We start from the raw sequence: 14,541 nt of genomic DNA on the forward strand, positions 1-14,541 counted from the left end.
TTCGGCCGTTTTTGAGGCGCATAGTCATTCTATGCAACGAAAAAACGGGCGGATATGGACCGTTTCTCCCACTGGCGCAGCAGATCGGCCTCAAGCCTGACAGTCTCCTAGGGCAACAGCCGCTCGCGGACGAAAGTCGGAAAGCGAGGCAATCCCCTGCGCGTCAGTTCGCGGTAGCGATAGGTCACCAGGCTATCCAAGGGCGGAGGCTGGCGACGCTGCGCATCGGTAAAGCCGGTACCGATGCGAAAGCGCCGGCCATCGGCAGACTCGACCTCGAGCGCGCCGAGCATGCCCGCATACTTGCCCTTGCCTTCGATCCAGCGCACCACCCGCGCCTCGTCATCCAGCCAGGGCACGTACTTCAGCAGCGCATCACTGCGGCCGGCGATGCGGCGGGCGTCGCCCCTGTGCAGCATCAGACCTTCGCCCCCCTCGGCCAGTACCGCATCAAGTCGCTGGTGCAAGGCGGCCGCGTCCTTAACCCGGTACTGCACCACGGTCTGCACCCAGGGCGAGGCGAGTTGCGGCACCTTCAGGCGCATCGCCGCGACGCGCTCGTCGAATGTTCCCGGGTGGTCCGGCAGATCGAACACCATGTAGCGCACCTCCCGCCACGCGGCATCATCCGGGATACGGGTCCGGACGATGCCAACCAGCTCTTCGAAACGCTTCCGCCCCAGCCACAACTCGCCATCGAGCGCCTCCGCGGGTAAACCTGCGACGAACCATTCGGGCGCGGCAATCTCCTGACCACTGCGAAACCGCAGGCGGCTACCGTCCCACAACGCTCTCACGCCATCCAGCTTCTCGCTGACCCAGTAGGCCCGTGGATCGACGCCCTCGTGATAACGCCCGGCAAGCATGACGGCCAGCGGCGGTGAAGCCTGTACAAGCCCATCGAACGCACCGAAAGCGACAAGGACGATCAAGCACAGGCGGGAAACCCAAAGGGGCAAACGTCTCATCCGGACACCTGTCGGCAAAGCACGAATGATGACATCAACATTTGCCGGGCGCTACGTCACTGTTCCATCAAGACGCCCGCGCAGGGATAATGCCGACCCCAAGAGAGCCTGCATGGACAGAATGACTGCTTCGATGCCCCCCGCCCTGCTGCTGCTCGGCCCCACCGCCAGCGGCAAGACAGCCTGTGCGCTGGCACTGGCGCAGGCGCTACCGATCGAGATCATCAGTGTCGACTCGGCACTGGTCTATCGCGACATGAACATTGGCACCGCCAAGCCCAGCGCGGACGAACTGGCAAGCTGCCCGCATCACCTGATCGACATCATCAGCCCGGAGGAGAACTACTCGGCCGCACGTTTCCGCGAAGATGCGCTGCGTCTGATGAACGAGATCCACCAGCGTGGTCATCTGCCGTTACTGGCGGGCGGCACCATGTTGTATTTCAAGGCGTTACGCGATGGGCTGTCCGACCTGCCGCTGGCGGACACCGACATCCGCCGCGACATTGACCGGCAAGCACTTACCGAAGGCTGGCCAGCAGTCCATGCGCGGCTTGCACAGCTTGACCCCGATGCGGCGGCACGCCTCGAGCCCGGCGACGCCCAACGCATCCAGCGAGCGCTGGAGATCGTGTTGATCACCGGCCGGCCGCTGGCCGAGAGCTATGCCCGACGGGAGATGGCGCCCCCCCCCTTCACCCTGCATCCGATTGCGCTTGCGCCCAGTGATCGCAGCGTGCTGCATGCGCGGATCGCCGACCGCTTCGACGCCATGCTGGCCGCCGGCCTGGTCGATGAGGTCGCCGGCCTGCGCCGACGCTACGCGCTGCACCCGGATATGCCGTCGATGCGTTGCGTCGGCTACCGCCAGGCCTGGGAGTACCTGGAGGGGGATGGCAACCTGGACACCCTGCGCTTCAAGGGGGTTGCCGCCACCCGCCAGCTTGCCAAGCGCCAGCTGACCTGGCAGCGCCAGTTTCGCGAACACTGGCCCGGGCTGATCGAATTCGACTGTCTGCGCCCCGACCTGAATGACGCAGTGCGCGACCACGCACTGCGCCTGCTTCACTACTGACCCACCTGTTCAAACCTTTGCGGAGCTCATCAAGATGGACGAAGAAATCCTGGCCAGCGTCGGCCAGTGGCTGGACGATGTCGTCATCGGCCTCAACCTGTGTCCGTTCGCCTCACGCCCGCGTGCCGAGCGGCGCATCCGCCTCACCATCAGCCATGCCACCACCGAAGAAGGTTTGCTGGAAGACATGCAGACCGAACTCGAGCGCCTGTCCGACACCCCGGTCAGCGAACTGGAAACCACCGTCATCGCCATTCCCGACATGCTCGAGGATTTCGACGACTACAACCAGTTCTTTGATCTGGTGGACCTGTGGTTGCAACAGTTCGGCTGGGAGGGCGAATTCCAGGTTGCGAGCTTCCACCCTCATTATCAATTTGCCGACACCGATCCCGACGACGCCGGCAATCTCACCAACCGCTCGCCTTGGCCACTGCTGCACCTGATCCGCGAAGACAGCCTGGAGCAGGCGCTGGCGCACTACCCCGACCCGGACGGCATCCCGGCACGCAACATCGCACGCATGGAATCACTGAACGCCGACGAACGCCGGCGCCTGTTCCCTTATTTGTTCGGTTGACCTGGTAACAGCACCACCCGGGTGCCGGCCAGACGATCGTGCAGGAACTGGCGATCGCGATCGAACACAGCCCAGATCAGACCGGCACCAAAGCACAGCAACGAAGGCCAGCAGAAGACGTAACGCAACCATGCCCGCTTCGCATCGGGGTTGAGTCCGGTCCCCGCATCGACCACCTTGAGTCGCCAGGTCTGCATGGCTAGCGTCTGGCCATTGCGCCGCCAGTACCAGACAAAATAGAAACCCAGCACCAGAAAGATGTGCAGCCAGGCCAACCAGCCGGGCGGCGCAATGCCCAGCCCGACACCAAGCATCAGGTAAGGCACCAGAAAGGTCAGCGCCAGCACCCCCATCAGCAGCATGGACTCATACAACATGCTGGCCAGTCGCCGACGCAAACCGGCCAGCTCCACCACAGTCCGGCTGCGACCGGCTTCGGCGCTAGCCGTGCCGGCGTCAGCGACCGGACGCTTTCTTGATCGACTCATCGAGTTGCGCTTTACCCAAATGACCCGCGTGCCCTCCACACCAAAGGCTTGCTGCAAGCCCTCTGGCGCGATCTGGAGGCGACTGCGGAAGAAACGGTTGATGCCGGAAACCGCATCGAAAAAGGACGGCAAACCGGCAGACAGACGATGCATTCATCTGTTGCCGGCGGCCTGGCCCACCAACCGGCAAGGCCCTGATATTTCTGGCAGCCTTGACCAAACGCCACCCAAAATGTACTGTTCTCCGTTTCTTCGAACGACATACAGGGCGAGTTTGCGATGGTGCTGACCGGTGCGGAAATTGTAATCAGGTGCCTGCAGGAAGAAAAGGTCGAATATGTGTTCGGCTATCCTGGCGGTGCCGTGCTGTACATCTATGACGCACTGTTCCAGCAGGAACAGGTCCGCCACATCCTCGTCCGTCACGAACAGGCCGCGGTACACGCGGCAGATGGCTTTGCCCGCAGCACGCAAAAGGTCGGCGTCGCGCTTGTCACGTCGGGCCCCGGCGCCACCAACGCAGTCACCGGCATTGCCACCGCCTTCTGTGACTCGATCCCGATGGTCATCATTTCCGGCCAGGTACCTACCGCCGCCATCGGCCAGGACGCCTTCCAGGAGGTCGACACCGTCGGCATCACCCGCCCCTGTGTGAAGCACAACTTCCTGGTGCGCGATGTTCGCGACATTGCCACGACCATCAAGAAGGCCTTCTACCTGGCGCAGACCGGTCGCCCCGGCCCGGTGCTGGTCGATATCCCCAAGGACATCACCTTCGCCAAGTGCGAATTCGAGTACCCGCAGGACATCTCGATGCGTTCCTACAACCCGGTGGTCAAGGGTCACCAGGGGCAGATCAAGAAGGCCGTGCAGTTGCTGCTCGAAGCCAAGCGGCCGATGATCTACACCGGCGGCGGCGTGATTCTGGCCGACGCGGCCGACCGCCTGACCAAGCTGACCCGCCTGCTCGGCTACCCGATCACCAACACGCTGATGGGCCTTGGCGCCTATCCGGCGAGCGATCGCCAGTACCTCGGCATGCCCGGCATGCACGGCACCTACGAAGCCAACATGTCGATGCACTATTCCGACGTGTTGCTGGCCGTTGGCGCCCGTTTTGACGACCGCGTCATCGGCGACCCGGCCAATTTTGCCGAAGAGCCGCGCAAGATCATCCATGTGGACATTGACCCGTCGTCGATCTCCAAGCGCGTCAAGGTGGATGTACCCATCGTCGGAGACGTCAAGGACGTGCTCGACGAGATGATCCGCCAGCTCGAAGCCGGCGAAGCCCGCCCCAACCCGGACGCGCTTGCGGCCTGGTGGAAGCAGATCGAGGACTGGCGCAGCCGCAAGTGCATGGAGTACAGGAACTCCGACACCATCATCAAGCCGCAATTCGTCATCCAGAAGCTGTGGGAAGTCACCGGCGGCGACGCCATCGTGACCTCAGACGTCGGCCAGCACCAGATGTGGGCCGCACAGTACTACCGCTTCGACAAGCCGCGGCGCTGGCTCAACTCCGGTGGCCTTGGCACCATGGGCGTGGGCATGCCCTACGCCATGGGCGCCCAGCTGGCACATCCGGGCAAGCAGGTTGCCTGCGTTACCGGGGAAGCCTCGATCCAGATGAACATCCAGGAACTCTCCACCTGCAAGCAGTTCCGTCTGCCGATCAAGATCTGCAACCTCAACAACCGCTACCTCGGCATGGTGCGCCAGTGGCAGCAACTGTTCCACGGTCAGCGTTACTCGGAATCCTACATGGACTCGCTGCCCGACTTCGCCAAGCTGGCAGAGTCCTACGGCCATGTGGGCATCCGCGTGGACAAGCCGGCAGACGTCGAAGGCGCACTGCGCGAAGCCTTCACCACGCACAAGAACGATCTCGTGTTCCTCGACTTCCAGGTCGACCAGACGGAAAACGTGTATCCCATGGTCCAGGGCGGCAAGGGTCTCACCGAGATGATCCTGTCTGCCGAAGACCTGTGATCGGCGCCGCCTTGTCCCTCATCTGACTCCAGGACCGAACTCATCATGCGTCACGTCATTTCCCTGCTGATCGAAAACGAAGCCGGCGCCCTGTCACGCGTCTCCGGCCTGTTCTCCGCCCGCGGCTACAACATCGAGTCGCTGACCGTCGCCCCCACCGAAGACGCGTCGATGTCGCGCATGACCATCGTCACCACCGGCTCGGACGAAATCATCGAGCAGATCACCAAACAGCTGAACAAGCTGGTCGAAGTGGTCAAGGTGGTCGACATCTCCGAAGCCGCACACATCGAGCGTGAGCTGATGCTGATCAAGCTGCGCGCCACCGGCAAGGACCGCGAGGAAATCAAGCGTACCGCCGACATCTTCCGTGCCCGCATCATCGACGTCACCGACACCTCCTACGTCATCGAACTGACCGGGAACCAATCCAAGCTCGACGCCTTCATCGGCGCCATCGATACCGGACTGATCCTCGAGACCGTACGATCCGGCGTCTGCGGCATCGGCCGTGGCGACCGCGTGCTCAAGCTCTGAACCCTCCCCCGTTTTGCAGTCGGCCGACCCACGTTTATCATGTCGGCCGCCCGCATTGACTGCCCTTGATATCTGAAAGGAAAAACATGAAAGTTTATTACGACAAGGACGCCGACCTCTCCCTGATCAAGGGCAAGAAGGTCACCATCGTCGGCTATGGCTCGCAGGGCCACGCCCACGCCCAGAACCTGAACGATTCCGGCGTCAAGGTCACCGTCGCCGTGCGCAAGGGTGGCCCGTCGTGGGACAAGGCCAAGGCTGCCGGCCTGAAGGTCGAGGAAATCGACAAGGCGGTCAAGGCTGCAGACCTCGTCATGATCCTGCTGCCGGACGAAAACATCCCGCAGGTGTACAAGGAAAACGTCGAGCCCAACATCAAGAAGGGCGCAACCCTGGCTTTCGCCCACGGCTTCAACGTGCACTACAACCAGGTCGTGCCGCGTGAAGATCTGGACGTGATCATGGTCGCCCCCAAGGGCCCCGGCCACACCGTGCGTTCCGAATACCTGCGTGGCGGCGGCGTGCCCTCCCTGATCGCGGTGTACCAGGACAAGTCCGGCAAGGCCAAGGACATCGCCCTGTCGTACGCAGCTGCCAACGGCGGCACCAAGGGCGGCGTGATCGAGACCAACTTCAAGGAAGAGACCGAGACCGATCTCTTCGGCGAACAGGCCGTGCTGTGCGGCGGCGCCGTCGAACTGGTCAAGATGGGTTTCGAAACCCTGACCGAAGCCGGCTACGCGCCCGAGATGGCCTACTTCGAGTGCCTGCACGAACTCAAGCTGATCGTCGACCTGATGTACGAAGGCGGCATCGCCAACATGAACTACTCCATCTCCAACAACGCGGAGTATGGCGAGTACGTGACCGGCCCCGAAGTCATCAACGAGCAGTCCCGTGTGGCCATGCGCAACGCCCTGAAGCGCATCCAGACCGGTGAATACGCCAAGATGTTCATCCAGGAAGGCAAGACCAACTACCCGAGCATGACCGCGCGTCGTCGCCTGAACGCCGAACACCCGATCGAGCAGGTCGGTGGTCAGCTGCGCGACATGATGCCGTGGATCAAGGCCAAGGCACTGGTCGACAAGTCGAAGAACTAAGTCTCGACTCGGCAATCTGAAAGGCCAGGACGTTGAACACACGTCCTGGCCTTTGTCGTTTCTGAGCACCGTATCGCCGACATCCTCCTTTCCACTTGTGACAATCGCCAGTATCGAGTCCGCGACGGACTGCTAGAATCCTGCCATTGCTCCGTTGCCCCCTACATCGTGGACCAACCCGAACGCATGCCCCTGATTACTCCTGAAAAGCGTCGCCGCGGCATCTACATCCTGCCCAACCTGTTTACCACTGCGGCGCTGTTTGCCGGCTTCTATGCCATCGTGCAGGCAATGAACCAGCGCTTTGAAGTGGCCGCCGTGGCCATCTTCGTTGCCATGGTGCTGGACGGACTGGACGGCCGCATTGCCCGTCTGACCCACACCCAGAGCGAGTTCGGTGCCGAATACGACTCCCTGTCCGACATGGTCTCCTTTGGTGCCGCCCCAGCGCTGGTGGTGTATGAATGGGCGCTCAAGGACATGGGCAAACTCGGCTGGATTGCCGCCTTCATCTACTGCGCGGGCGCGGCGCTGCGACTGGCGCGCTTCAACACCAATATCGAAGTCGTGGACAAACGCTACTTCCAGGGCTTGCCCAGCCCAGCGGCCGCGGCACTGATCGCTGGCCTGGTGTGGGTCGTCATCGACAACGGCATCGCCGGTGAGGATGTCGCCTGGTATGCCTGCATCCTGACCATCTTTGCCGGTATTTCCATGGTCAGCAATGTGCTGTTCTGGAGCGGCAAGAGCATCAACCTGCGCAAGAGCGTACCCTTCATCGTCGTCATCGCCCTGGTGCTGGCCTTTGCACTGGTATCCAGCTACCCGCCCGGCGTGCTGTTTGCGCTGTTCGTGGTGTATGCGCTGTCGGGCTACGTCATCTATGTGATGCGCTGGCTGGAACGCCGACGCCGGGTCGAGGCCCGCTCAAGCACCGACACCCCGCCCGGCGCCCCACCCGGGCAGGAATAGACGTTTCACACGGCCCGCTTCGGGCCGTTTTCACATCGGCTTCACAGCACACCGCCTATTCTCATGCGCACAGGCGTACGGCCATCCGGGATGATCATCGGCCTGCCGCCATTGAAGGACCTCTTGCAAACCTACCGGATCAATCGATGCGCCTGCTGCTGATCGAGGACAATCGCGACATCCTCGCCAATCTGGCCGATTACCTGGAACTCAAGGGCTATCAGACCGACTGTGCCGAAGACGGCCTCAGTGGCCTGCATCTTGCCGCCGTCAATCATTACGACCTCATCGTGCTCGACGTCATGCTGCCCGGCATGGATGGGTTCAGCCTGTGCCAACGCCTTCGCGAAAGCGAGCGCAGCGACACGCCGGTCATCATGCTGACCGCACGCGATGCGCTCGACGACCGCCTCACCGGCTTTCGCGCCGGTGCCGACGACTATCTGACCAAACCTTTTGCCTTGTCCGAACTCGCTGCGCGGATCGAGGCCGTGCTCAAGCGCAGTCGCGGTGGTGGCCGCCGCCTGCTGCAGGTGGCAGACCTGAGCTACGACCTCGACACGCTCGAGGTCACCCGCGAGGGGCGCCTGCTGCATCTTGGGCCGATTGCGCTCAAACTGCTGGCCGTACTGATGCAGAAAAGCCCGGCAGTCGTCCGTCGTGAAGTCCTCGAGTCGGCACTGTGGGGCGATGCCCCGCCCGATAGCGACAGCCTACGCAGCCACATCCATGCGCTGCGCCAGCAACTCGACAAACCTTTCTCCACCCCTTTGCTGCACACCGTTCACGGTGTCGGTTTCCGCCTTTCCGCAAGCGCCAGTGAGCACTAACAGCCTGTCACATCGCATCGTCGCTGCCTTCACCCTGCTGACGGCGGTCGTCGCCGGGCTGTTTGCAGTGGCGATCGTGGTATTCATCAACCAATCGGAAATCCAGCTGGTCGCCGAGGGAATGAACCGCCAGCTCGACGTGATCGTCTCGACGGCACTGCTCGATACGCCGCCCTACCTGGGGCCTGAGCTGAGCCTGTTCCGCAGTACGGGCGGCGACGACAGCATGCTGCCCACCTGGCTGCGGGGGCTGGCCCCGGGTTTTCGCGAGATCGAGTTCGATGGCGTCGACTGGCATGTCCTGGTCCGCGACGTCGACGATCAACGCTACATCCTGGTGCTGGACCAGATCGAGTTCGAGCAGCGTGAAGACATGCTCTATATCGCTGCAAGTACCGGTTTCGTGCTGAGCGTACTGGCGGCCTTCCTGATCGGCACCGGCACCGCACACCGGGTCATTGCGCCAGTCATCCGGCTGGCAGGCCAGGTCCAGCACCGGGACCAGCTGCTACCGCTGGCGCCACCGCTTGCCGCAGACTATCCCGCCAACGAGGTCGGCCAGCTTGCGCTGGCGTTCGACAATACGCTGAACCAGTTACGCCAGGCACTCGACCGGGAGCGCCTGTTCACCAGCGATGTTAGCCACGAGTTGCGCACCCCCTTGATGGTCATCGCCAGCACATGCGAGCTGCTGCTCGAAACCCTGCCCCCGACCGCCCGCGAGCGCGTGCAACTCGAGCGTATCCAGCATGCAGCAGATGAAATGCGCGAGTTGGTTGAAACCTTTCTGTGGCTTACCCGCGGCACCGGTAGTGCAGGTCATCAGGCATCGTCAAGCAGCCTGATCGAGATAGCCGAAGAGCAGCTCCGACGCTGGCGTCCGGAAGCCATCAAGCGCGGGCTGCAGCTTGATTTCACCCCAATCGACGACGATGCCCGACGCTACCCGACCCCCATGTTGCGCGCGGTGCTCTCCAATCTGTTGCGCAATGCGCTGCACTACACCGACAGTGGCTCGGTTCGACTGGAGCTGTTACACGACGGCTTTCGCGTCATCGACACCGGCGCGGGGATCCCCGAAGCCCAACGCCTGAGTGTCTTCAGCCCCTTTGTCCGCGGCGACCAGACCCGGGGCGATGGAATCGGTATCGGTCTGTCATTGGTCCAACGCATCTGCGCACAACAAGGCTGGCAGATTCAGCTGACCGAGGCCGACGGCGGCGGATGCAACTTCCGCATCTTCCTGCACTGACGTCTGCGGGTCTCCTCGATTTGACGCAATTTTGACAAATCGCCAACATCGGGATCACGCCGACCGGCTCAGACTCAAGGCTTCGAAACCCTTCGGAGTCAGACCGTGTCGCAACCCCCGATCCAGCTGCCGTTCTCGGACAAGTACACCCAGACGCACGCCCAGGCCTATTTGGACAAGCACCGCGACGGGCTCGCCCGCCGCCTGTCACACCAGCGCGATCTGCAGCTGGCACGCAAGGCCCTGCGGCTGGCAGGGGAGCCGACGCTGGTACTCGATCTGCCCTGCGGCGCGGGACGCTTCTGGCCCTTGCTGGCGGAGCAACCCAACCGGGTGATTCTGGCAGCAGACAACTCGGCGGACATGTTGGCCACGGCTCGCGCCTCCCAACCGTCCGACATTGTCGCCAGAGTCAGGACCTTCCAGACCTCGGCCTTTGCCATCGACCTTCCCGACCGTTCGGTAGACAGCATCTTCTGCATGCGCTTGATGCATCACATTGGAGAGTCCGCACACCGCATGCCGATGTTACGGGAATTCCACCGCGTCACCCGCGACACCGTGATCCTGTCGCTGTGGGTCGATGGCAATTACAAGGCCTGGAAGCGCCGCCGCCTGGAGGCCGAACGCGATCGCCATCTGGGCCGCGGACTACAGAACCGCTTCGTCATTCCAGCCCATCAGATCGAAAGCGAATTTGCCGGCGCCGGCTTCACCATCCTGGGTCACTTCGACTTCCTGCCCCTTTATGCGATGTGGCGGGTATATGTGTTGCGCAGGGGTGACCGATGAGCGATGCAAGCGGCTACCTATCCCTAGATGCCACACGGCACGCCGCCCTCCTCCCGCACTGGTGGTCAGTGACCGGAGACTGGGTCGAACCGCCCAATATCCGGCGCCAGGGATGGAGCGGTGTGTTCCGTGCTCGATCCGGCAACATCACGTGCTACGTCAAGCGCCAGCACAATCACCTGTGCCACAGCCTCACTCACCCCTTTGGCTGGCCCACCGCCTGCCGTGAAGGCCATTTCCTGCGTGTCGTGCGCAAACTCGGTGTGCACGTTCCGGAAGTCCTGTTTCTGGGCCACCGTGTTTCAGGTAACGAGCACGAAGCCATCCTCGTCACCCGGGCGCTGGACGGATACGAACCCTTGTCGGCCCAGACCCGGCTGGAGCAGGAGAACGCGCTCATGCTGGCGCAGGCAGTCGGCCAGGCATTAGGCGCCCTGCACCGCGCCCGCCTGCAGCATGGCTGCCTGTACGACAAGCACATCATGGTGCGCTGGACCGGCACCCAACCCGACGTCGCCCTGCTCGACCTCGAGAAGATGCGCCGCCGCCTGACGCGCAGCGCGGCGGCCCGACGCGACCTCACACAGCTACAGCGTCACCAGCAAGTCTTTGACGACGCTGCCTGGCGCGTGCTGACCCAGGCACACCATCACGCAATGCACGACCCACGGTAGGACGGCCACGCGACGCCATCGCGAGCCACCTTCAGGACACCCGCGTCAACACCGCCGACCGAACACAGGACATCACATGCCCGCCCAACACCACCGCCCCGACACCATGACCGCAACGGTACTGCGCAGTTACTTCGTCGTGCTCTACCTGGCGGTCTTTGCAATGATCAGCCTGTTCTGGGGGTTTGCCGATACCGACTCGGCCATCCTCAAACTACTGCTCATTGCCGCCTCGGCAAGCCATGCCGCGCTCTACACGCTGATTCCCGTCGGGCTGACCTGGGCGGTACAGCGGATCAACACGCTGGTCCCCGGCCTTCGGTATCCGGAGGCTCGAATCCTGTATCCCCTTGCCTATCTGGGCGGTTCGCTCGTCCTGATTGCGCTCTATGCGGACTACCGTGTCTATACGCTGTACGACTACCACCTGAACGGCTTCGTATGGAACCTGGTGAGCACCCGTGGCGGCATCGATGCACTTGGCGCCACCCATTCGACCATGCTGACCGTCGCCCTGCAGGTGGGGGCCTTCCTCGTGGCCAATGCGCTGACGCTGTGGGGGCTGCACTACCTTCACCACGCCACCGGACGATCGGCAGTCTCCGCTCGCTCGGTGCGCTACGCTGCCATCACGCTGATCATTGGCCTGTGCGTCGGAGAGATCGGTCACGCCTATAGCGTCCATACCGGGCAGGAAGGCTACCTGCAGGCTTCCGATGTCATCCCTTTCCGCTTCAACACCACGGCCAGCGGCACCTTCAACCGACTGGGCATCGAACGCACCGCACTGACCGAGCGACGCATTGCCAGCGGTGAAATCGCTTACCCGGGCCGGCACCTCGAAGCGAAAGCCCTGGACCACTATCCGAACGTGATCATGCTGGTGGGCGAATCCTTTCGCTGGGATCTGCTGAATCCCGAAATCACGCCCAATCTGTGGGCCTTCTCTCAACAGGCGCTTCGCTTCGACCAGCACTACAGTGGCGGCAACCGCACCCGCATGGGCCTGTTCTCGATGTTCTACGGCCTGTACGCGCCCTACTGGTACAGCTTCGAGCGCCAGCGGGTGGCCCCCGCGCTGATGAACTTCCTGCGCGACAGGGACTATCAACTGGCCCTGCATACCAGCCAGAGCTTCGACTATCCGGAACTGCGCCACACCGTGTTCACCGATGTGCCCGAACAATACATGCAGGAACTGCAGCAAGGAGAGCCCTGGCGACGCGATCGCCAGAACATCAGCGACCTGATCGACAAACTCGACCAGCGTGATCCGCAACGCCCCTTCTACGGCTTCATGTTCTTCGAGTCCACCCATGCGCCCTACACCTTTCCGCCCGAAGCCGTGATCCGGCCGGACTTCGAACCCGAACTCGATTACCTGCGGATGAACCTTCAGACCAATATCGACCGCATTCATGCCCGTTACATCAACGCCGCACACCACGTCGACAACGAAGTCGGTCGCCTGCTCGACTATCTGAAACAGCACAACATGCTGGACAACACCATCGTGCTGTTTACGGGCGATCACGGGGAGGAATTCATGGAGAAGGGGCACTGGGGGCACGGCCGCGACAAGGTATTTCCCGAGGAGCAGATCCGTGTCCCCCTGGTGTTATGGATGCCTGGTCAGGCGGCAAAAGTCGTTCAGCATCGGACTTCGCACCTGCAGATTTCTCCCACCCTGCTGACCCGGCTCGGGGTGACGCAGCCCCCCCTGAGCTATAGTTCGGCCACCGACCTGTTCACCCCCATGCCCTATTTCGTTACCGGCGGCTATGACTACATGGCCGTCTTCGACGAACACTACAAGATCACCTTTCCCTTCACCGGCTCCGACTATTTCCGCTACCTGAGCAACAATGCGCAGGATCAAGCACTGGGACGGGAGGACGCCAGAACGGTGGTCGCGCGCTACCAGGGCACGATCGACGCGGTTGTCGAGGAGAGCCAGCGCTTTCTGCGCAAGCGTTCGCAGCAGGCACCGCCCATCGGTCTTGTTACAACTTGCGATCCGAAGTGCTGAAACAATGCAAACCTTTGGTGCGGTGTGAGGGTCTATTGCGCTGAACTCAGACGAAACACCTCAACACGGCATACAGGGAGCCACTCAGCATGACACCTCAACAACAACAAGCCATCCTGACCATTGGCCTGCTCGCGGCCTTCGCCGACGGCGCCAACGACGAACGCGAGCGCGAACACCTGCGCCAGATTGCGGAGTCGCTTGGCGGCGAATCCGGCTTGTCCAGCCTGCCGGGGCTGTACCAACAGGTGCTGCTCAAGCGCGTCGACCTCGCCTCGGCAAGCGCCGCACTGAGCGACGCGGCTCATCGCCAACTCGCTTACGAAATGGCCGTCTGCGTGTGCGACGCTGATGGCACCCTGAGCGAACCCGAGCGTCGCTTCCTCGACACACTCTCAGCCACCCTGGGGCTCACCCGCCAGGACACTGCCACAGTCGAACGCGAGGCGGGCCAGATCGCGGAACTCACAGACATCGCCGCACCGGCCGCCGCCGCAAACACGGCGCCGACGCTCGCGGTCCCGGTTCCGCCCGCAGCGCCCGCAGCGCCCGCAGCGCCCGCAAGCGGATCCTCCCCGGTCACGGACGACAAGGCCGCGGATCGCAGCATCCTCAACTACGCCATCCTGTGCGGTGCGCTGGAACTGTTGCCGCAGTCCTGGGCATCCATGGCCATCATTCCGCTGCAGATCAAGATGGTTTACGGCATCGGCAAGACCCAGGGCTATGAACTGGACCAGGGGCACATCCGCGAGTTGCTCGCCACGGTTGGCGTCGGCATGACCTCGCAGTATCTGGAACAGTTCGGACGCAAACTGCTGGGTGGCCTGCTTGGCAGCATTGGCGGCGGTCTGGGCAAGGCCGTGGGGCGCTCCGCCACCAGCATGGCGTTCTCGTTTGCCACCACCTATGCGCTTGGCCAGCTCGCGCGGCGTTACTACGCTGGCGGCCGCCAGATGAGCACCGCCCTGCTCAAGGACACCTTCAACGGCCTGCTCGGCCCGGCCAAGGAGATGCAGGGCCGCTACCTGCCCGAGATCCAGCAGAAAGCCGCCACGCTGGACATGAATCAGGTCATCGGCATGGTACGCAGCTGACCCCTCGCCGGCTTCAACCATCGCCGAGGTCCGCCAGGGCGGCGCCCACCTCGGCACATGAACAACGCAGCCAGACGCACAGTGGTGCATACTTGCGCCCCCTGCCCCCTGCCCCCTGCCCCCGGCTCGCCGCCCAACGGCCGCGCGCCACA

General features: G+C 62.7%; 14 protein-coding genes. 12 read left to right on the forward strand and 2 right to left on the reverse strand.

Annotated elements, in window-relative coordinates; genetic code table 11:
• Window positions 1-107: 107 nt before the first annotated feature.
• The gene (locus tag DNK49_RS10420) at window positions 108-968 is read right to left on the reverse strand and encodes a DNA ligase (protein ID WP_110524299.1); all 861 of its coding nucleotides are present in this window, start codon (window positions 966-968) and stop codon (window positions 108-110) included.
• 112 nt (window positions 969-1,080) lie between these two features.
• On the opposite strand from DNK49_RS10420, the gene miaA reads away from it, so the two are divergent.
• Together miaA and DNK49_RS10430 are read left to right on the forward strand one after the other, a co-directional pair.
• On the forward strand, window positions 1,081-2,043 hold the full coding sequence (miaA, locus tag DNK49_RS10425) for a tRNA (adenosine(37)-N6)-dimethylallyltransferase MiaA (RefSeq protein ID WP_243632307.1): 963 nt from the start codon (window positions 1,081-1,083) through the stop codon (window positions 2,041-2,043).
• Between the two features lie 34 nt (window positions 2,044-2,077).
• Window positions 2,078-2,623 (forward strand): DUF1415 domain-containing protein, encoded by a 546-nt coding sequence (locus DNK49_RS10430; RefSeq protein ID WP_110524301.1) that lies wholly within the window; start codon window positions 2,078-2,080, stop codon window positions 2,621-2,623.
• On the opposite strand, the gene DNK49_RS10435 is transcribed toward DNK49_RS10430, so the two are convergent.
• Window positions 2,608-3,111: an RDD family protein gene (locus DNK49_RS10435; protein ID WP_110524579.1), complete on the reverse strand. Its 504-nt coding sequence runs from the start codon at window positions 3,109-3,111 to the stop codon at window positions 2,608-2,610. The two genes, DNK49_RS10430 and DNK49_RS10435, sit on opposite strands and share 16 nt — an antisense overlap.
• Window positions 3,112-3,390: 279 nt before the next feature.
• Here DNK49_RS10435 and DNK49_RS10440 point away from each other — a divergent pair, with 279 nt between their 5' ends.
• The 10 genes from DNK49_RS10440 (at window position 3,391) to DNK49_RS10485 (ending at window position 14,389) form a co-directional block, all read left to right on the forward strand.
• On the forward strand, window positions 3,391-5,103 hold the full coding sequence (locus DNK49_RS10440) for an acetolactate synthase 3 catalytic subunit (RefSeq protein WP_110524302.1): 1,713 nt from the start codon (window positions 3,391-3,393) through the stop codon (window positions 5,101-5,103).
• Between the two features lie 45 nt (window positions 5,104-5,148).
• A complete protein-coding gene (ilvN, locus tag DNK49_RS10445; protein ID WP_110524303.1) occupies window positions 5,149-5,640 on the forward strand; it encodes an acetolactate synthase small subunit in 492 nt (163 codons plus the stop codon).
• A gap of 86 nt (window positions 5,641-5,726) precedes the next feature.
• Window positions 5,727-6,743, forward strand: a complete 1,017-nt coding sequence (ilvC, locus tag DNK49_RS10450) for a ketol-acid reductoisomerase (protein WP_110524304.1) — start codon at window positions 5,727-5,729, stop codon at window positions 6,741-6,743.
• 186 nt (window positions 6,744-6,929) lie between these two features.
• Window positions 6,930-7,715, forward strand: a complete 786-nt coding sequence (pssA, locus tag DNK49_RS10455) for a CDP-diacylglycerol--serine O-phosphatidyltransferase (RefSeq protein WP_110524305.1) — start codon at window positions 6,930-6,932, stop codon at window positions 7,713-7,715.
• 146 nt (window positions 7,716-7,861) lie between these two features.
• The gene (locus DNK49_RS10460) at window positions 7,862-8,545 is read left to right on the forward strand and encodes a response regulator transcription factor (RefSeq protein ID WP_110524306.1); all 684 of its coding nucleotides are present in this window, start codon (window positions 7,862-7,864) and stop codon (window positions 8,543-8,545) included.
• The gene (locus tag DNK49_RS10465) at window positions 8,535-9,797 is read left to right on the forward strand and encodes a sensor histidine kinase (RefSeq protein ID WP_243632308.1); all 1,263 of its coding nucleotides are present in this window, start codon (window positions 8,535-8,537) and stop codon (window positions 9,795-9,797) included. The genes DNK49_RS10460 and DNK49_RS10465 overlap by 11 nt, the downstream gene beginning before the upstream one ends.
• A gap of 105 nt (window positions 9,798-9,902) precedes the next feature.
• Window positions 9,903-10,589 (forward strand): class I SAM-dependent methyltransferase, encoded by a 687-nt coding sequence (locus tag DNK49_RS10470; RefSeq protein ID WP_110524308.1) that lies wholly within the window; start codon window positions 9,903-9,905, stop codon window positions 10,587-10,589.
• Complete coding sequence (locus DNK49_RS10475; RefSeq protein ID WP_110524309.1) at window positions 10,586-11,263, forward strand: lipopolysaccharide kinase InaA family protein; 678 nt, start codon at window positions 10,586-10,588, stop codon at window positions 11,261-11,263. The genes DNK49_RS10470 and DNK49_RS10475 overlap by 4 nt, the downstream gene beginning before the upstream one ends.
• A gap of 76 nt (window positions 11,264-11,339) precedes the next feature.
• Window positions 11,340-13,292, forward strand: coding sequence for a sulfatase-like hydrolase/transferase (locus DNK49_RS10480; RefSeq protein WP_243632309.1), 1,953 nt, complete (start codon window positions 11,340-11,342; stop codon window positions 13,290-13,292).
• A gap of 89 nt (window positions 13,293-13,381) precedes the next feature.
• Window positions 13,382-14,389 (forward strand): DUF533 domain-containing protein, encoded by a 1,008-nt coding sequence (locus tag DNK49_RS10485; protein WP_110524310.1) that lies wholly within the window; start codon window positions 13,382-13,384, stop codon window positions 14,387-14,389.
• Window positions 14,390-14,541 lie beyond the last annotated feature (152 nt).

The sequence above is a fragment of the Parazoarcus communis SWub3 = DSM 12120 genome, from assembly GCF_003226565.1.
GTDB classification, from domain to species: domain Bacteria; phylum Pseudomonadota; class Gammaproteobacteria; order Burkholderiales; family Rhodocyclaceae; genus Parazoarcus; species Parazoarcus communis.